Genomic DNA, 18,799 nt, shown 5'->3' with positions numbered 1-18,799 from the left:
TAGATATGTCAGTAACAGATATACAACTTCAGGAGGATTTAGCTCACGACGATCATCACGATGAGCACCACGAGCAAGGGTTTGTGAGTAAGTATATTTTCACGACAGACCACAAGATGATCGCCAAGCAATTCTTGATAACAGGAATTTTTTGGGCGTTAATTGGTGGTGGCCTTTCGATAATATTCAGACTTCAATTAGGGTTTCCAGAAATGAGCCTGGAATGGTTGAGACCTATGCTAGGTCAATGGATTACCGAAGCAGGCAAATTGGATGCGGAGTTTTATTTAGCATTAGTAACCATGCATGGTACCATCATGGTATTTTTTGTGCTTACCGCTGGACTAAGCGGTACGTTCTCAAACTTCCTAATTCCATTACAAATTGGAGCACGAGACATGGCTTCTGGCTTTATGAATATGTTATCATACTGGTTCTTCTTTGCATCTAGTGTGGTAATGTTTATCTCACTATTTATAGAGACAGGTCCTGCCGGTGGGGGATGGACAGTATATCCTCCATTGAGTGCACTACCTCAAGCGATTCAGGGATCAGGGCTAGGAATGACACTTTGGTTGGTATCGATGGCTTTGTTTATTGCTTCATCGCTATTAGGGGGTATTAATTACATAACAACGGTAATTAATTTACGAACTGAAGGAATGTCATTCTCCAGGTTACCACTGACCATTTGGGCATTCTTCGTAACAGCTATCCTCGGATTGTTGTCATTCCCGGTTTTACTCTCAGCTGCACTACTATTGATCTTTGATCGATCGTTTGGTACCAGCTTTTATTTGTCAGAGATATACATTGCAGGAGAGGCACTCCCAAATGTAGGAGGAAGCCCAATCTTGTATCAACACCTTTTCTGGTTCCTAGGACACCCAGAGGTATACATTGTAATTCTACCGGCATTAGGTATAACTTCCGAGATCATTGCTACAAATGCTAGAAAACCAATATTTGGCTACAAGGCTATGATCGGTTCAATTTTAGGTATTGGATTCCTTTCTTTCGTCGTGTGGGCTCACCACATGTTCGTGACGGGTATGAATCCATTTCTAGGTTCAGTTTTCACGATATTGACACTTATCATCGCCGTACCATCAGCGATTAAGGCTTTCAACTATATCACGACATTGTGGAAGGGTAATATTGTGTTTACGCCAGCAATGTTATTTTCTATAGGTTTGGTATCATTCTTTATTTCAGGAGGACTTACAGGGATATTCTTAGGAAACTCTGTTCTTGATATCAATCTGCATGACACGTACTTTGTAGTAGCACACTTTCACTTGGTGATGGGTAGCGCATCATTCTTCGGGTTACTTGCTGGTGTATACCACTGGTTCCCTAAGATGTTTGGTCGTATGATGAATGATAAACTTGGTAAACTACATTTCTGGTTATCTTTTGTCGGGATTTATCTGGTATTTTTCCCGCTTCACTATATCGGAATTGCAGGGTTCCCAAGAAGGTATTATTCATTCACATCGTTTGAGACTTTCAGTATTTATGGTGATTTGAACGCACTGGTAAGCATTGCAGCAATCTTAACATTTGCAGCTCAGTTTATCTTCTTGTTCAATTTCTTCTATTCAATTTTTAGAGGAAAATTAGCACCAATGAACCCATGGAAATCAAACACTATGGAGTGGACAACTCCAAGATTCCCAGGACACGGCAACTGGGTTGGAGCTATCCCGAAAGTATTCAGATGGCCATATGATTATAGTAAGCCGGGCGCTAAGGATGATTTCATCCCGCAAACAGTGCCTTATACTCACACTCCAGAATCTAACCTTGAGCATGAAAACGAGCTAACAAAGGAAGAAGATTTAACAGGAGTTGAAAAGACTAATTAATCAAAGAAATTTTTTAAGAATCAATGCAATCACACTAGGAGCAGTATTCGTACTGATCCTAGTGGGAAGCATTGTTCGAGTCGTCGGAGCTGGTATGGGCTGCCCGGATTGGCCTAAATGCTTCGGCGAATATGTACCTCCAACTTCTGCAGAGGGACTCCCGGATAATTATCAGGATATTTTTAGGGAAGAACGTTTACAAAAGAACGAACGCCTGGCACGTACTTTTGAACGTCTAGGCTATACAGAACTCAGTGAGCGTATAACAAAGGATCCGGCAGTACTGGTGGAACAAGAATTTAATGCGACAAAAGCGTGGGTGGAGTATGTCAATCGCTTGATTGGTGTCGTCATTGGAATGTTGGTATTCTTAAACATGATTCTGAGTTTTTCATTACGAAAAAAATCTGCTTGGATACCTGTAATGGGTATAGCCATCTTTGTTCTGACAGGCTTTCAGGGCTGGGTTGGATCGTTGGTGGTTTCTACTAATCTCCTGCATGGATTCATCACGTTTCATATGCTTCTGGCTCTTTTAATAGTTGCTTTATTGATTTGGATGAATTTCAGAGCGAGAGAAGTGCCTAGATTTAAGCATTCGCAATTGTATCTGATCAGTGTAATTACCATACTGCTTTTTATTCCTCAATTGATTTTAGGGACAGAGGTCAGAGGTGTTATTGACGATTTGATGGTTTCTAATATTGGGAGAAATGACTGGATAAATGAGTTATCCACTAATTTTTTGATACATCGGTCTTATTCCTGGTTGATTCTGATTGGATGTGCTCTGCTTGCTTACTATGCGAGAAAGACGAAGGAAATTTGGGTTATTAATACTACTATCGGATTAACTACAATGGTTTTTTTGATTATGGTTGCAGGGATTGGAATGGCCAGATTTGGGTTTTCTCATTGGCTGCAACCCCTACATTTAATTTTGGCAGTGGGTATATTTAGCACGCTGTTTTATTTAACTTTGCGACTCAAATTCAACAAGTGAATTCTACTGTTTCACATATAGATATTTCCACAGCTGCCAAGGCAAAAGCTTACTATGAGCTGCTAAAGCCAAGGCTTTCTTTTCTTGTGGTTTTTTCTTCAGGTTTTGGATATGCATTGGCCAATCAGTCTGCCATATCATGGGGTAGTTTTATTGCTTTTTTAATCGCAGGATTTTTGGTTTCAGGATCATCTGTTACGATTAATCAGATCATCGAGGTGAAGTACGATGCGATCATGAAGCGTACAAAGAACCGTCCATTGCCGTCCGATCGAATATCTGAAGGTGAAGCAATATGGTTCAGTATTATAACCGGGATAGTGGGACTTGTGCTTATGTTCCTGGCAACTAATATGCTTGCCACTTCTTTGGCATTTCTTTCATTGCTCTTATATGCCTTTGTTTATACTCCACTTAAGAGAGTTGGTTCAATTGCTGTATTTGTTGGAGCTATTCCAGGTGCGTTACCTCCACTCATTGGGTGGGCAGCTGCCAGCGGAATGATTACTTATGAAGCGATGATCATATTTGGTATTCAGTTTATCTGGCAATTTCCACATTTTTGGGCCATCGCGTGGGTCTCTGATGAAGACTATAAAAAAGCGGGATTCAAGCTATTACCTGGAGGTGGTGCAAAAGATTTGAATACAGCAGTAAACATCATGGTGTATACCTTGTTTCTATTACCGTTGGGACTACTACCAACCTATTTTGGATTAACAGGACTGACAAGTGGTGTGGTGGCTACTGTATGTGGGGTATTATTTCTAGCGCAAACGTTCAGCTTAATGAAAGATACTTCTAATCAAAAAGCAAGAAGAATCATGTTCGGTTCTTTTATTTACCTACCTATTGTGCAGATTACTTTTTTAATTGATAAGCTATGACAGGAGAGATAGAGGTAAAAAATAATCAGGTGCGATCAATGCATCCACAGAAGTTCGCAATGTGGCTATTTCTGGTTTCGGTAATAATGATTTTTGTATCACTATCCAGTGCATACATTGTGAAGAAATCGGTAGGCGAGTGGGTCTATGTTGATTTCCCTCCCTTATTTAAATACACCACTTTCGTGATCATCTTGAGTAGTATATCTATGCATTTTGCACTCATATCGGCAAAAAGGAACAACATCAAAAATATCAGAATTGGTTTAGCTGTTACTGCAGTACTTGCGGTTATCTTTATCATTGGGCAGTTGAAAGCTTGGGGACAATTGGTTGATGCAGGGCATTATTTTGTGGGAAATCCTGCAGGATCCTTCATTTACATTTTTACAGGATTACATGTAGTTCACTTGATTGGAGCTATTATTTTTCTTTTTATAGTACTAGCGAAAGCATTTAAATACCAGGTTCATTCTAAAAGTATGGTGCGAATTGAAATGTGTACTACTTTCTGGCATTTTCTTGGTGGACTTTGGTTGTATTTATACTTATTTTTGATTTTCAATAACTAAACCTAAAACCTAATAGAATGGCTGAATCGGCTGTAATAGTAGAAGAGAATAAGAATATATGGGAGGGTGGACAATCCCCGATGAAAGTAAGCTATGGAAAACTGATGATGTGGTTTTTCCTTTTATCAGATGCTTTCACTTTTTCAGCTTTACTGATCACCTATGGTTTGATCCGCTTTAGCCATCAGGCATATGGGGGCACGGTTGAAAACTTCACTTTTTCTCAAGAGTGGTGGCCAATACCTGAGAAGGTCTTTGAAGCTGTTCCATTCCTTCACGGTGTAGAGTTACCTCTTGTCTTTGTAGGTATTATGACTTTCATCTTGATTGTAAGTAGCGTGACCATGGTTTTAGCCGTGGAAGCAGGCGAGCGAATGGACCGAAAGGGTGTAGAAAAATGGATGCTTTGGACCATTTTAGGAGGACTTGTTTTCCTTGGATGTCAGGCTTGGGAGTGGAGTCACTTTATTCATGGTGCTGATATTTCAAAAAATGCAGTAGGTAATTTTCTTCAAGGTGCAGGTTTAACTCAAAATCAGTACGGTCCGCCAAATTTTGCTGCCCTATTTTTCTTTATCACAGGATTTCATGGATTCCACGTATTTAGTGGGGTGTTAATAAACTTTATCATCTTCTATCAAGCTACGGTTGGTGTTTTTGAGAGACGGGGACATTATGAAATGGTGGAAAAGGTTGGTCTTTACTGGCACTTTGTAGACCTTGTTTGGGTCTTTGTATTCACATTCTTTTACTTAGTATAATCGCATAATTGTCAAAAAAATGGAGCAGCAAACGCCACAAGTTGAAGTACAGCCGGTAAATAAGGCTAAGGTTAAGAATTTCATTAAAGTGATGTTATACCTTGCCGCAATTACAGCGGTTGAGTTTGGTATTGCTTTTACTGTGCCTCACGAGCATAAGTGGATTCGAATCATCGTATTCATCGTATTGACAATTGTGAAGGCTTACTATATCGTAGCAGAGTTCATGCACTTAGGTCATGAGAAAAAGTCATTGAAGATGTCTATTGTATTGCCGATGCTATTTGTCGTATTCTTCATCTTTATCATGATCTATCAAGGGGGTGCTATTCTGGAAGCTCTTTATTAAGCATTGGGTAAGAAAGGATTAACAAGACTCGTCTTTCTAGTAGTATTTCTGATACCGGTAGTATGGTATCTTTTCCTACAATTATTCGGAAGTAATAACTTTTCACTGAACAATGTTGTGGCAGTCCCTGAGGATTGTCAGAACTATGAAGAGATTACCATTCTCGCCAGACGAGATTCTCTAAGTATGGTGGAGACCAATTACATGAACCGTGTGATTTATGGTGTAGATAAACGATCAGCGAAACTGATAAACTCTTCTCAAAAATATTTTGATTGCATCAATCAATCCGACGCAGATTTAGTTCTAGTAAATGAAAAAGGAGTGTGGGGTCAATATGCACTAGACAGAGAAGGCGTAGACCGTTTACTTACAGAACTAGATATTTTGACTCTTCAGGAATCATATGGTAAAGGAACAAGCAGATAACAAGGTATACCTACGGATCATTTATTTGATTTCCATTCTAATTCCGTTAGTAGTAGCATTTTTAATATTCTTTCCTGCAAAACTTGCTATAGCGGGAGATTGGATTAAGATTTTACCTGGGGTACATGCTGCAATTAACTCGTTAACTGTTTTGACACTGATTTCTGCACTGGTTTCCATAAAGAATGGAAATGTGAAGCTTCACCGTTCGTTCATGTTTGCATCGTTGATTTTAGGCGTTTTTTTTCTGATTTCATATGTGCTCTATCATTCGAGTGTTGAGTCTGTCAAGTTTGGTGATATTAATCATGATGGTATGGTGAGCGATGCAGAATTACTCAAGGTGGGAACTTCGCGTGTCATATACTTGGTTATACTAGCAAGTCATATTTTACTATCGATTCTTGTTGTTCCTTTTGTGCTTTTTGCTTTCTACTATGCATTATCAGATCAAATTGAACGGCATAAAAAAATGGTAAAGTATACTTATCCGGTTTGGCTTTATGTATCTATCACCGGGGTAGTTGTTTATTTCATGATTAAACCCTATTATTTTTAAGTGATGATTAGGTTTCTAGCTATCTTCTTGACTTTTGCTACACCTGTTGTGGGTTGGGCGCAATGTGCGATGTGCCGAACACAAATAAAAAACAATGTAAGCGCCGGAGAAACGAATGTTGCCGAAGGGTTAAATAACGGGATTATGTTCCTCTTTTTCACGCCCTACTTGGTAGTACTTCTATTAATATTCCTATGGTTTAAGTATAGTAAAACAACCAAACGTGTCAGTATTAGCGAACGTCTTCAAGGCTAAATGTCCCAGATGCAAGGAAGGAGAAATCTTCACTCATGGACCATTGAATATTAAGAAAATGACTTCCATGCATCAAAATTGTCCGAACTGTAATCTTAGATACGAAAAAGAACCTGGTAACTTCTATGGAGCTATGTATGTTAGCTATGGATTTTCTACTGGCATATTTCTAGTTACAGCTTTTATCCTCTATTATTTTTTCAATGATCCTGCTGTAGAGGTTTATTTAATAGCGATTCTTGTAACCGCTTTGGTTCTCTTTCCTTTTAACTTTCGCTACTCAAGGGTTGTATTTCTTTACCTCATTTGGAAGAGCTAGTCTAGGTATTAGCGGTCTGATTATTGTATATTAACCAACGTGAATCAGAAGATTTTAGTAACACTTTTGTTCTGCTGTGTTACAGCTTTGTTGGTTAACCACTTCCTGATTGATTGGAAAGGGTATGACTATAATCAAGCGCTAAAAAGTCTTGATCGAATTGTTGAATCTCAGCAACAGGATCTTATCGATTGGAAAAACGGTAAGTCCACTAAAAGCGAATTTAGAAAGCGAACCATCTGTAAGGGGAGGCTTGAAGATTGGAGCGATAATCGTCCGTTTGTCTCTAATTTATCCAAAGATTCTATTCAAGTTATTTCGAATGAGCTAGGTGTTTTTTTGGTTCAACAGATATCTGAAGGTGAATGCACGTATGTTTCCTGTCATCAGCTATTGGAACAATACTCGATAACCAATCAATACCTGGATGGTGGGTTGAGTGATTTACTCTACCATAAAATTGTTGGACTTTCGGTAAATCCTGAACAATCGACCATCAAAGACTCGCTAGTCTTCGAAGTTTCTGCAATGCCGGGCAGAATAATAGATACGATTGTTACAATAATCCTGATATGTGGTTTGTTAGTTGAATATTGGCGTCATAGCCAAAGGAGCAAACGACTATTTTGGCTTTCAACTTTTGTACTCATTCTCCTGAGGTATCTTTCGCTTGAATTTGACGCATTTCAACTGATTTTTAGAAATTCACTCTTTGATCCAATTCGCTATACATCGTCTGTTGTAAATCCCACACTTGGTGATCTTTTTATTAACAGCATTTTGCTGAATTTTATCATTCTTGGAAGTGCAAAATATTTAAGCAGTATTCGAAAATCGAAATATGGGGTTGCAATAGTAAGTGCAATTAATGCGATTTTGTCAGGACTTGTATTGCACGTTGCATGGACCATAATTAGTCACTCGCAACTCTCCTTAGATGTAGGTCAATCCATCCAGTTCAATCTTTTAAGGTCTGTAGCGTATTCATGTATTCTGATGGTGAGTATTGGGTATTTCTATTTCACTTACCTCACGTTGAATATTATCAGGAGAAGTAGGCTAATTCTACAGGCGATTATGGGAGCCCTCTTTTCGGCGCTGGTTATGGGGATGCTGGATATTTTGTCCATTACATTTAGCGTGGTTCATGTGAGCATTTTACTCATTTCGATAAGGTACCAATGGGGTAAATCATTCAAAGAATTTACATATGCGAACCTGCTCTTTATTTTGATCATTAGTCTTGGGATCTCATCGGTACTTGCTTTCTGCATTTACAAGTATGAAGAAGGTGCAGTTTTAGATGCTAAAAGAAAGTTTGCCAACTACCTGCTGTTAAAGCGAGATGTACTTGGAGAGTATTATCTGAATCAAACCATAACAAAGCTTTCTTCCGATGAAAACCTTGCTTTGATCGCCAGTGAAAGAAGTAGGAGCGTGCTTGAAGAGCAGATAAGAAGTGAATTTTTGACTCCCTATTTTAATAAGTATGACCTAGAGATTGTATTTCAGGATTATCAACAATTACAGTTAAATACTCGATTTACCAGAGAATATAGTTTATTAACTCCTGAGAGTCAGTCTGACTATGAAAACATCTATTTCATTGATGAGGGGACCAACTATAAGTACATCTGTAAAATCAGCGTAGGAGACTTGGTAGGTTTAATTATTCTAAAGATCAAGAAGCGAGTGCCATCAAGTGTTTATCCTGCACTTTTAACAGATAATAAGTACTTCTCTGTGTCGAATAATTTTGATTATGCGGTATTCGCGGGCGATGATATTCTATTTCATAGAAGTAAGTTTGGACAAGGTGAATGGCCGCAGCATGAGGATTTTGAAAGTGAGCAACTATACTCAAGAGGAATAGAAAAAAATGAAAGGCATTATTATGGAATTAAGACCAATGATGGCCGTACGATATTGATTATTTCAGACAAATATGAAGCTCGGGATCGACTTACAAATTTTTCGTTTTTCTTTCTACTATTGCTCTTTTCTTTCGGACTCTTTAGTGTCATCAGTTCCATTATTGAGCATGGATTGAAACTGAATTTTACAGGCAAGATCCAATTATATCTTGGAATGGCTTTCGTTGCTCCTTTACTTATTACAGGATTTGCACTACTTAACACCTTAAATAACTCGTATCGAGAGGAAATCAATCGGAGCTACATTAAACAAGCATTATATATTTCGGAGATTCTGTCAAATCATATAGAAGAAGTCAATGACGATCAGGGAGTATATAGGCTGGCTGAAATAAGCAGGTTTATCCAATCGGATCTTAGCTTTTATAATGAATCAGGATATTTAGTAGCAACCTCCCAGCCTGAAATTTTTAACCTGAACCTACTAGGAAACCTTATCAACCCTTTGGTTTTTGAAGAACTGGTAGTGAAAGAGAATCAAAGTATCATCGCAGAGGAATCAGTAGGTGCATTAGATTATAAAGTATGCTATGCGGTGGTCAATACCATCGATAATCAGGTAGCAGGGTTTATTGCAATGCCATTTTTTGACTCAAAGAATCACCTAAGACGACAGCAAATAGAGGTTTTTGGGAATTTGATAACCATATTTGGCTTCATCTTCATTCTGGCTATTGTTTTTGGTAATGCTGTTCTGAATAACCTGATGCACCCTTTGCGCATGGTTGCTGCCAAGATTAGGAGAATTACTCTACAGGAGGTAAATAAACCAATCGATTACGAATCAACTGATGAGATTGGCTCATTAGTGAAGGATTACAACCAAATGCTGGTCAAGCTTGAAGATAGTAAGCTGGCACTTGCGAAAAGTCAAAAGGAGACTGCATGGAAAGAGATTGCCAAGCAGGTAGCTCATGAAATCAAGAATCCACTTACTCCTATGCAGCTTAAGATTCAACAAATGCTACGAAAGCATACAGCTGAATCCAAAGAATATGAAACTCTGACGTCTTTACTTACACAGGTAGATACATTAAGCCAGATTGCTGAATCGTTCTCAGCGTTTGCGGAAATGCCAGCACCAGACAATCAGGTATTTAATTGGGGAAACCTGGTAAGAGAGGTGGTGGAATTGTATAGCACAGAAGATGTCACTTTTGAATTAGATATTTCGGAAGAAATCTTAATTGAATCGGATAAAGATATTTTTAGAAGGATACTCAATAACCTGGTATTAAATGCCATCCAGTCAGTCGAAGGAAAAACGGCTGAGATAGAAATAAGGCTGGAAGAAAGATCTAGTAAAGGATTATTCATCATTAGTGATAATGGAAAAGGAGTGCCGCTTGAATTAAGGGATAAGATATTCCTGAACTATTTTAGTACAAAATCAACAGGGAGTGGTATAGGGCTAGCCTTAGCTAAAAAAGGAATTGAAAATGCAGGAGGCAACATATGGTTTGAATCGAATGAAGGTAGTGGTACTACCTTCTTCATTTCCATGCCGCTTGCTTATAGGTAGCCTGGTTTATTTTCTCATTCTTCAGGCTCATTCACAAAACCTTAAATGCATTGATGTTGTAACCAATCAATCTGTGCAATTGGATACTGTTTTAATAGAACCAGGTTCTATCTCAGTGAGTGCACCATATACATGGAATGATTCTACAAATTCAATCCGGGTAAGTTCTAATCTAAATACAATAGAAGTTTGCTATCGTACGATATCTAACATATTGACTCAACCAATTCAGAGCAGAAGCTTGTCAACGTATGATGATTCCCAAAACCCTACCATTCCAATAAGTGATCGACCCCTAATTGAGAAAGAAGAACTCTTTGATTTTGGTGGGGTTCAAAAATACGGCGCGATCTCCAGAGGTATTTCTTTTGGAAATAGGCAAAGCTTGTTTGTTAATTCCACTCTGAATTTGCAAATGGAAGGCAAGTTGGACGAAAACTTAAATATTTCCGCGGTTATTACAGATCAGAATGTGCCATATCAGCCAGAAGGAAATACACAGCAGATCAGAGATTTTGATAATGTTTTTATCAAGCTATACAATGAAAATTTTGATGTAACAGCTGGTGACGTTGTTTTGGAGCAACCAAAAGAATCAGGTTATTTCCTGAGATATTATAAGAATATTCAGGGGCTTCAAGCTAGTTATCATGGAGCTTCCCAAAAATGGAAACATGAGTCTAGGGTCTCAGGGGCTTTATCCAAAGGGAAATTTAACTCGGAACTGGTTGCTTCAATTGATGGGCTCACTGGTCCTTACAAGTTAAGAGGTCCAAATGGAGAGAGATTTATTATTGTATTAGCAAATTCAGAGAAAGTTTTTATTGACGGAAAGCTAATGCGACGAGGGTTTGATCAGGATTATGTCATTGATTATAACCTCGGAGAAATCACCTTTAACAACCATATCATTATAACTCAGTTCACCATAATCCGAGTGGATTATGAGTATGCTGAGCAGTTTTATAATCGGTCAAACCTTTCTGCTCATCAGTCTTTGTCTAACGATAAAATCACTTTTTTTACCAATTTCTATCGAGAAAGGGATAATCCAAATTCTACTTTGGGGATTAGCCTGGATGAAGATGACCTTGGTCAGTTGAGAAACATTGGAGATCAACAAGATCAGGCTTTCATTACAAGTTTTGATAGCGTCCAATTCTCTGAAAATAGAATACTATATACTAGAAAAGATACGGTAGATCAAGATGGAGTGACACAGACCATTTTTGAGTATTCCGTAAATCGTTCAGCTGAGTTGTTCAGTCCAACTTTCTCTGAAGTAGGTTTAGGAAATGGTGACTATGTGCTCTTAGAGACAAGCGCAAACGGCCGTATTTATCAATGGGTATCACCGCAGGGAGGCATCTCACAGGGTAATTATCAGGCGGGAGCGCTAATTCCGTTACCAAATAGCAGGCAAATGATCACTGTTGGATCAAAGGTGCAGATTTCAGCATATGAATCTATTCAGAGTGAGATTGCCTTTTCAAATACAGATCAAAACCTATACTCAAATCTTGATGATGGAAATAACCTGAGTAGAGGATACTATTCATCCTTCGAATCTAAAGGGAGACCTTCTCTTATCACCAATTATAAGTGGGAGGGATCGATATCATTAGAGTATGATGAAGCAGACTTCTCATTCATTGATCGGTATAGACCCATTCTGTTTGATCGTGATTGGAATCACACACCGAATCGACAGGAAAGTGTGGATGACTTATTACTTTTTTTAAGAGCGGGCTTACGTAAAAATGAATCAAATAAATTTATCGCTTCCCTAAATCGCCGTAAACGCTCAGATCTCATCGATGGTTGGCAACAAACCCTGGACTTTAATCAGGAGCTTGGTGATTTCAAACTAATATCCACTCATTTCCACTTGAACAATGATCAGCAGGATAGAAAAACGGAATGGACTCGTTCCCGAACCGATTTTAGTTATAGGGGCTGGAAATTTGCTCCCGGTTATATTTTTGATTCGGATCAAAATGAGATTCAGGAGGGAGACAGCATCATAAGCTCACTTATGCACTATAAGGCACATGAGGTGTATCTGGAAAGTACTGACTCGTCGGCTTCCACCTACCGAATAGGATATCAACTTCGGAGCGATCAATTACCTGTAAATGGGCAAATGACCGATTACCTGTTTTCCAGAAATCTTACTGTATCCTATGGATACTCCGGTGAAAATGGAAACGTGTCAGCTGATTTTAACTATCGAAACGTAGAAGACAAACTAGAACTTAATGTTGGTGAGGATGAGGTGATTAGTGGAAGGATTAACTGGATTCAATCGTTTCTAAATCGAAGTATTCGCTCAAATTTCTCTTATGCTACCGGTAATAGTAGAGAGCTTCGACGAGAGTTTGTTTATCTGCCTGTAGCCACAGGTGAAGGGACGCACACCTGGCGGGATACGAATAATGACGGTGTTCAGGACTTGAATGAATTTTTCGAGGCGATAAATCCAGACGAAAGAAATTATGTTAAAATCTTTACTCCTACAGATGATTATATCATTTCATTTCAGACTTTTTACCTACACACCATAGATGCTAAATTTCCTTTGAGCTGGAAGAGTCAGGGAGGTCTAAAACAACTTGTCTCCAAGTTATCTGCAAATGTTAATTTAAATATCAATTTTAAAACCAGTTCTAATGAATATGACGATCGACTCAATCCTTTTAAGATTAAGCTTTCTGAAGATGATTTGATTTCAGCCAAAAATGGTAAGCGATATACGCTATTCTACAATAGAAATGGTAGGGGTTTTGCCGGAGATTTCACCTACCAGACATCAGACAACAAGCAGTTGTTGATTCAGGGCTTTGAGACTCGAGAAAAGAACGAGTGGATCTCTAATGCAAAAATGGACGTAAGCTCGGAATATACTTTTCGTGTTACCACCACATTGGGGAGGTTGCTAAACAGATCCGATTTTTTGGATTCCAGAAATTTCGAAATTGTGACCAATGCCTATAGACCTCAGCTTATTTGGCAACCATCAAATGTGCTAAGACTGATTGGTAGCTACGAACGTAAAAGTCGTCAAAACGAATTGATAGAGGCCTCATCAGAAGCCGCACTTACTAAAACATATAATGCGGAGATTACATGGAATAAAGCTGGATCTGGCTCGCTGAGAGGATCATTTTCTATTGTAAATATTGAATTTTCCGGTGATCCGTCTTCCTATTTGGGCTATCTCTTACTAGATGCTTTGCAACCAGGGGCTAATCAAACCTGGCAGCTCAACTGGCAGCAAAAATTATCTAAAGGAATGCAAATTTCATTACTCTATAATGGTCGAAAATCGGAGGATGTCAACGCGATTCATACTGGAAGTGTACAGGTAACTGCATTTTTCTAATTGTTTAGCTTTTTCACAAATACAGGACAACTTAGCTTACGCTGAGATTTTGGAGGTTTGTATTTACTCCTTGGTATCTTGAAATTGTAAATGAGAGAAAATTCATGTGCACCACCACCAGCTACAGGGTCGAGTTTAGATAGATTAAGATCAAAACTATAGCTCAGTTCGAAATTATAATACTCAACTCCAGTTAGTAAAATGATTGCATCTTGATTAATCCGATTTGCTGAATTGCTAATGAATGGCAACCCTCGATAATAAAGCCCAATAATTACTGGTTGTAAGTGTACGGATGCACCCGCATCCAACTGTTGAAAGTTACCCTGCCTACGATATAGAATGCTAGGAGCAATTGTAGGAGCAATCGTTCCAATAGGTATAAGTTTTTGTAATGGATACCTGCTTCCAATATGAAAAGAGTATCGTATAGGTAGGACGTCATTGCCCTCCAGTAATGATCGATTAGGACGAGTAAGATGATCTATTCCAACACCAAACCAATACTTATTCGTGTAAATGAGAAATCCAGCTCCTATATCCCAATGATTTTTGAGCCGAATTGAATTGACTTGCGGGTCTTGAGATGGTGTTCCATCTACTCCAAAATCTACCTGATCTCCAAGAACAAGTTTAGTTCGGTCAATATCTCTAAATGTATATCCAAACTTCAACGCAGGTCGGAAGACAACTTTGTCATTTATATTGGCCTCATAGGTATAGATAAATGATCCTGTGGTACTTGTGAGGGACGCAGATCCTTGCTGATCAGTAGTAAAAATCAATCCAAAACCACTATTTATGTTACTTGCATTATAGTCTAATGAAACTGTTGAGTTCGAGAAGGCTTGAGGCAGAGTAGGCCACTGAATTCGATGAATAAAAATAGCTCTTGTATCAGTTGATGTTCCTGCAAAGGCCGGATTGAGATAAAGCGGATTTGAGTAGAACTGAGAATATTGAGCATCCTGAGCAAAACTGAAAGTAATGGTGCAAAAAGCAGCGATATGTATCCAATACTTTTTCACTAGCGAATCAAAGTTACATCTCCGACTTTGACATCATCTCTACCATCTGAATATCGGATTTCGAGCTTGTAAACATATACACCAGATGGAGCTAACTTGCTTTTATAGTATCCATCCCAGCCTTTATTTTGGGAACTGCTCTCAAAGATTAACTCTCCCCACTTATTATAAATGAACATTCTAAAACGTTCCACACCCTCTAGTCGGGGAAGGAAAACATCATTGATTGACGATGGATCACTGCTGCCATTTACTACGCCTCCTGTAGGTCCATTTAGATTGGGTGTAAATGCGTTAGGCGTTTGAACTTGCCCCCCAGAGACAGCTTCGACCTCAGCAGATCTAAATAAGGTATCTACACAGCCCAAATCATTGGTAGCTATTAAAGTGATGTCATAAAATCCTTCCTCCGTGTAAGCATGTCGTGGGTCTGCATCGGTTGAAGTGGTTCCATCACCAAAGTCCCATATATAGGTGCTTGCATTTTCACTCAGATTCTTAAAAATAGCTTCCTGATCAGGAATGTACACGACGCGAGTAGAAACCAGAAAATCTGCAAAAGGACGTGCGTAGACTGAAATATATTGTTCTTTTTCAATTTCCGAATTCTCACCCACTACATTTTCACCTCTTAGTCTAATTGTAAAATCACCTGAAGCAAAAAAGGTATGAGTAGGATTATCTGATCGTGAGATACTACCATCACCAAACTCCCATACATATTGGCCAGAAACAGCGAATTGAGAAAGATTAGTAAACTGAACAGTTAACGGGGCACAGCCCTCAAGCGTATCTGCTTGAAAGTCTAGGATTGGATCGGCGGGTAGTACGGTAACTGTCTGTGAAGATTCTGTCGTACAGAATTCATCTGTAAGCTCAAGTGTTATTTCAAAGGTTCCAAACTGATTATAGCTATGCGAGCCGGGATTAAAGCCTGAGAAAGTGTTACCATCACCAAAGTCCCAATCATATGTGATTCCTGTACCTGTAGTACTATTATTTGTAAACGACACTGTACTGTCAGGTAGTTGGAGAGTGGTTGAGGATAGAGTGAAATCTACCACTGCAGCCGGACGCAATTTTTCAACCGTCTCGTTGACAATTTCTGGATTACTTTGACAACTCGCCAGATTGGTGGTAACAAGGGTGATTTCTAAATTGATATCATTCCCTGCATTAGGTTCTCGATTATATAAAACCTGAATTTCATCATCGCCACCAGTCATTTGATTTGGAGTAGGATCAAAATTCCAGTTATAGTTCGATAAGCCCTTCTGTGTAGCTTCCAATGCTAGCACTACCTGATCACATTCGTCTGTTCTATTTATTGTGAAAGCCGCAGAGGGCTGAGGGCTTATTTGAATGTTAAACGTGTCATTGGAAATGCAAATACCAGTCTTTTCAACTTCGAGTACCATTGCATAGTTCATGATAGTAGCTGATGTGTTTAGTATTTCATAATCAAGCTCATGGAAGTCAATGTCACCACTATTTTTAACGATTGGGTACCCTGCGATAGCACCATTAATATCCATCAATGTCCAACGATAAAGATCAGGTGCAAGCGCTTGAGTACTTGGATCAACGATCATGGTACTGTTCCAAGGAGAGCAGTTCGTATTAAAAAAGTTATAGGTTGGATCATCAAAAGCCGCCTCCTCATTAGGAGAAACCCTGAACGTCTCAATCGAACTTAGTGTAATACAGCCTTCGGTGGTTTCAGCGCGGATCTGTGCTTGATAAGTTCTGGTTGTGTCATCCGGATTATCGAAAGATAATGGAGTATTGGTGTCTGTTAATGTAACGGAACTGACAAAGCCAGAAGGCGGATGAGTAACTTCTAATTGGTAGGTGGTTCCAGGAAGTGTGGGATTACTGGAGTTGTTGGTAAAGATAATTGTTTCGTTTGGGCAAATGTCACTCGTTGCATCGTGCGAAAGTTGCGCATCAGGATTATCATTAATTGTTACAGTTTGAGTGATTATATCCGAACATCCTCCTTTTTCAGTTGTCATGCGTAGTGCCACCGTATACGTACCAGCCATTGATGATCCTGGTTCTACACCAGTAACTATGTTGGTCCCATCAAGGTACCAATCAAAGTTCGAGTTGTCTGTTTGCACTAATTCAACATTGAATGTGCCATCATAGCTAAAATCCCATTCGTACAGATTTACTTCGTCATTATTTACTTGGGTAGTAAGACTACTTATTGGATCTGAAATGGCACTAAATGTAGTTCTGGATCCTTCACAAACTGCATTTGTGTTGAAATCCGGCTGTGGCCTTCCATAAACGAAGACTGTATCTTGTGCTTCACTACCACACAGAGTTGAAGTGTTTCTGGCTACTAATCTTACTATGGTAAACGATTCTACAGAGAAGTCTCTTGTAAAATCAGGCACCGGATCGGGAAGGAAGGAACCGTCCGTTGGCTGAGTGCTGATGAGTGCATTGCCTTCATCGTAAAATTCAAATCTAAACTCTGTATTGGGCTGATCTACAGTATTGTCTCTAAAACCGACAGTAAAAACATCTGTTCCTGTTTGACAATAATTGGGATCAATGATGGAGGTGAAAGATGCATCATAAAAGTCAAAATTTGCCACTGCATCTGGTGAAAGGGTAACAATATCCTCATAAACCACATCACAAACTCCATCAGCATTTGCATCTGAGGCAGTTAGTCGTACGAGTTTATCTCCTCCGCTGTTAAATGCAAAGGTTGGGTTTTCAGCATTAGATGTGCCAGCAAGAGGATCTGAATCAGCTGGACCATCAAAAAATTGCCAAAAGTAGGTATAGGGTCCTCCCGTTGTTTGATTATCAAAGTAGATATTTGAATTGATGCAGAATTCTGCTGGTGTAGCACCCCCAGGGCCATCTTCTCTTGCAATATATGATGGGTTAGGAGGGGGTATTATTTCAATAATCAACGTTTCTGAAACCGCATCTTCATAATTTGGATCAATGGGATCACCGTTGTAAGGATTACATGTATTCCAATTGAATAATGTGACTTCAAAAGTGGTTCCGATAATATTTGCTGCATTGGCTGGTGCTGAAAGTGGAAAGGTTGAATGGATGGGTTCATCCGCTGGGAAAGGTACTTCTTCAACAGGTCCAAAATACCCAGCAGTGATCATAACAGCTCCCGTACCACGAGTTTGTGGAGTATTGAGATTACCTGCGTTATCAGTTACGGTTACTATACCTCCATCATCTAAAGTTAAATCTCTTAATCTTCCCACCGCTGGTGCTGGATCTGAGCCATAGACGAATTGCACCCATCTAGATATTTGATTCGGATTGTCAGGGTTGTCATTGATGTTGCAGTTGAAGGTGCTGGCATCATCGAAAATCACATTGGCTAATTCTGTATTTTCACATAAATTATATTGACCCGGGTCAAAAGCGATGACACCTCCGTTTTCATCGTCCAAATTCCATGATGGAACAATTTGTGTTTGTTCTGAAGTTTCACACATATCCCCGGCAACTATAATGAACGCTTGTGCTTCAAAAAAGCATTCGGGACCGGTATCTGGATAGGAATAAGGAGTGGCTGTCGCTTGATAAGTTCTGTCACCATTCGAAACAGTAAGCCCAGCACCTGTCACAGTTTCCGTTGTGTTTGCAGGATCGTTCCAGATAAATTGTATTTCAATATCTGCCGGATTTTGAGGTGCGTTGAATGTATATGTGACTGTAAACGTATTCACTGTCACAGGAGCACAAGTACCATCTGCGCTGAAGTCAACGCTTATTGTGGTACTTAGCAAACTACATTGAGTGTGTCCATGCAGTCCAACCAAGGCTAACAGAAAGGTGATTAAAAGCCTGGTGATCATATTGACTGAATATAATTATTCAAAGATATGATTTAATCATTCGAATATCAATATAAAGCTGGAATCAGAAATTTATTGTA

The 18,799-nt window shown here is 39.1% G+C and carries 13 protein-coding genes; 11 read left to right on the top strand and 2 right to left on the bottom strand.

What is annotated here, in order from left to right:
- Nucleotides 1-5 precede the first annotated feature (5 nt).
- The 11 genes from ACO05G_RS08825 to ACO05G_RS08775 all read left to right on the top strand — a co-directional run bounded on the left by ACO05G_RS08825 (nt 6) and on the right by ACO05G_RS08775 (nt 13,840).
- Nucleotides 6-1,868: a cytochrome c oxidase subunit I gene (locus ACO05G_RS08825; RefSeq protein ID WP_421765612.1), complete on the top strand. Its 1,863-nt coding sequence runs from the start codon at nt 6-8 to the stop codon at nt 1,866-1,868.
- Nucleotides 1,852-2,871 carry a COX15/CtaA family protein gene (locus ACO05G_RS08820; protein ID WP_421765611.1) on the top strand — a complete coding sequence of 340 codons (1,020 nt, stop codon included), beginning with the start codon at nt 1,852-1,854 and terminating at the stop codon, nt 2,869-2,871. The genes ACO05G_RS08825 and ACO05G_RS08820 overlap by 17 nt, the downstream gene beginning before the upstream one ends.
- Nucleotides 2,859-3,758: a heme o synthase gene (cyoE, locus tag ACO05G_RS08815; RefSeq protein ID WP_421765711.1), complete on the top strand. Its 900-nt coding sequence runs from the start codon at nt 2,859-2,861 to the stop codon at nt 3,756-3,758. The genes ACO05G_RS08820 and cyoE overlap by 13 nt, the downstream gene beginning before the upstream one ends.
- On the top strand, nt 3,755-4,330 hold the full coding sequence (locus ACO05G_RS08810; protein WP_421765610.1) for a cytochrome c oxidase subunit 3: 576 nt from the start codon (nt 3,755-3,757) through the stop codon (nt 4,328-4,330). Before cyoE ends, ACO05G_RS08810 begins: the two co-directional genes overlap by 4 nt.
- 17 nt (nt 4,331-4,347) lie before the next feature.
- A complete protein-coding gene (locus ACO05G_RS08805; RefSeq protein WP_421765609.1) occupies nt 4,348-5,091 on the top strand; it encodes a cytochrome c oxidase subunit 3 in 744 nt (247 codons plus the stop codon).
- Nucleotides 5,092-5,110: 19 nt separating this feature from the next.
- Complete coding sequence (locus ACO05G_RS08800) at nt 5,111-5,440, top strand: cytochrome C oxidase subunit IV family protein (RefSeq protein ID WP_348284409.1); 330 nt, start codon at nt 5,111-5,113, stop codon at nt 5,438-5,440.
- A 117-nt stretch (nt 5,441-5,557) separates the two neighbouring features.
- On the top strand, nt 5,558-5,869 hold the full coding sequence (locus ACO05G_RS08795) for a hypothetical protein (RefSeq protein WP_421765608.1): 312 nt from the start codon (nt 5,558-5,560) through the stop codon (nt 5,867-5,869).
- The gene (locus tag ACO05G_RS08790) at nt 5,847-6,428 is read left to right on the top strand and encodes a DUF420 domain-containing protein (protein WP_421765607.1); all 582 of its coding nucleotides are present in this window, start codon (nt 5,847-5,849) and stop codon (nt 6,426-6,428) included. The genes ACO05G_RS08795 and ACO05G_RS08790 overlap by 23 nt, the downstream gene beginning before the upstream one ends.
- A 223-nt stretch (nt 6,429-6,651) precedes the next feature.
- Entirely contained in the window at nt 6,652-7,002 is a 351-nt protein-coding gene (locus tag ACO05G_RS08785; protein ID WP_348284406.1) for a DUF983 domain-containing protein, read from the top strand.
- A 39-nt stretch (nt 7,003-7,041) separates the two neighbouring features.
- Nucleotides 7,042-10,458: an ATP-binding protein gene (locus ACO05G_RS08780; protein ID WP_421765606.1), complete on the top strand. Its 3,417-nt coding sequence runs from the start codon at nt 7,042-7,044 to the stop codon at nt 10,456-10,458.
- On the top strand, nt 10,376-13,840 hold the full coding sequence (locus tag ACO05G_RS08775; protein WP_421765605.1) for a hypothetical protein: 3,465 nt from the start codon (nt 10,376-10,378) through the stop codon (nt 13,838-13,840). The genes ACO05G_RS08780 and ACO05G_RS08775 overlap by 83 nt, the downstream gene beginning before the upstream one ends.
- Here the strand turns inward: ACO05G_RS08775 and ACO05G_RS08770 are convergent.
- The gene (locus tag ACO05G_RS08770; protein ID WP_348284403.1) at nt 13,837-14,868 is read right to left on the bottom strand and encodes a PorP/SprF family type IX secretion system membrane protein; all 1,032 of its coding nucleotides are present in this window, start codon (nt 14,866-14,868) and stop codon (nt 13,837-13,839) included. The genes ACO05G_RS08775 and ACO05G_RS08770 overlap by 4 nt on opposite strands.
- Complete coding sequence (locus tag ACO05G_RS08765; protein WP_348284402.1) at nt 14,868-18,719, bottom strand: PKD domain-containing protein; 3,852 nt, start codon at nt 18,717-18,719, stop codon at nt 14,868-14,870. Before ACO05G_RS08765 ends, ACO05G_RS08770 begins: the two co-directional genes overlap by 1 nt.
- Nucleotides 18,720-18,799 lie beyond the last annotated feature (80 nt).

Origin of the sequence: Ekhidna sp. (assembly GCF_965227465.1) — a bacterium.
In the GTDB taxonomy this organism is placed as follows: Bacteria; Bacteroidota; Bacteroidia; order Cytophagales; family Cyclobacteriaceae; genus Ekhidna.
The sequence above is the reverse complement of the archived record's forward strand: the minus strand, read 5'-3'. Positions and strand labels throughout refer to the sequence as shown.

Coding starts and splice junctions, on each gene's coding strand:
- ACO05G_RS08800 (WP_348284409.1), top strand. CDS start 5,111: ATGGAGCAGCAAACGCCACAAGTTGAAGTACAGCCGGTAAATAAGGCT.
- ACO05G_RS08805 (WP_421765609.1), top strand. CDS start 4,348: ATGGCTGAATCGGCTGTAATAGTAGAAGAGAATAAGAATATATGGGAG.
- ACO05G_RS08790 (WP_421765607.1), top strand. CDS start 5,847: ATGGTAAAGGAACAAGCAGATAACAAGGTATACCTACGGATCATTTAT.
- ACO05G_RS08775 (WP_421765605.1), top strand. CDS start 10,376: ATGCAGGAGGCAACATATGGTTTGAATCGAATGAAGGTAGTGGTACTA.
- ACO05G_RS08825 (WP_421765612.1), top strand. CDS start 6: ATGTCAGTAACAGATATACAACTTCAGGAGGATTTAGCTCACGACGAT.
- ACO05G_RS08765 (WP_348284402.1), bottom strand. CDS start 18,719: ATGATCACCAGGCTTTTAATCACCTTTCTGTTAGCCTTGGTTGGACTG.
- ACO05G_RS08810 (WP_421765610.1), top strand. CDS start 3,755: ATGACAGGAGAGATAGAGGTAAAAAATAATCAGGTGCGATCAATGCAT.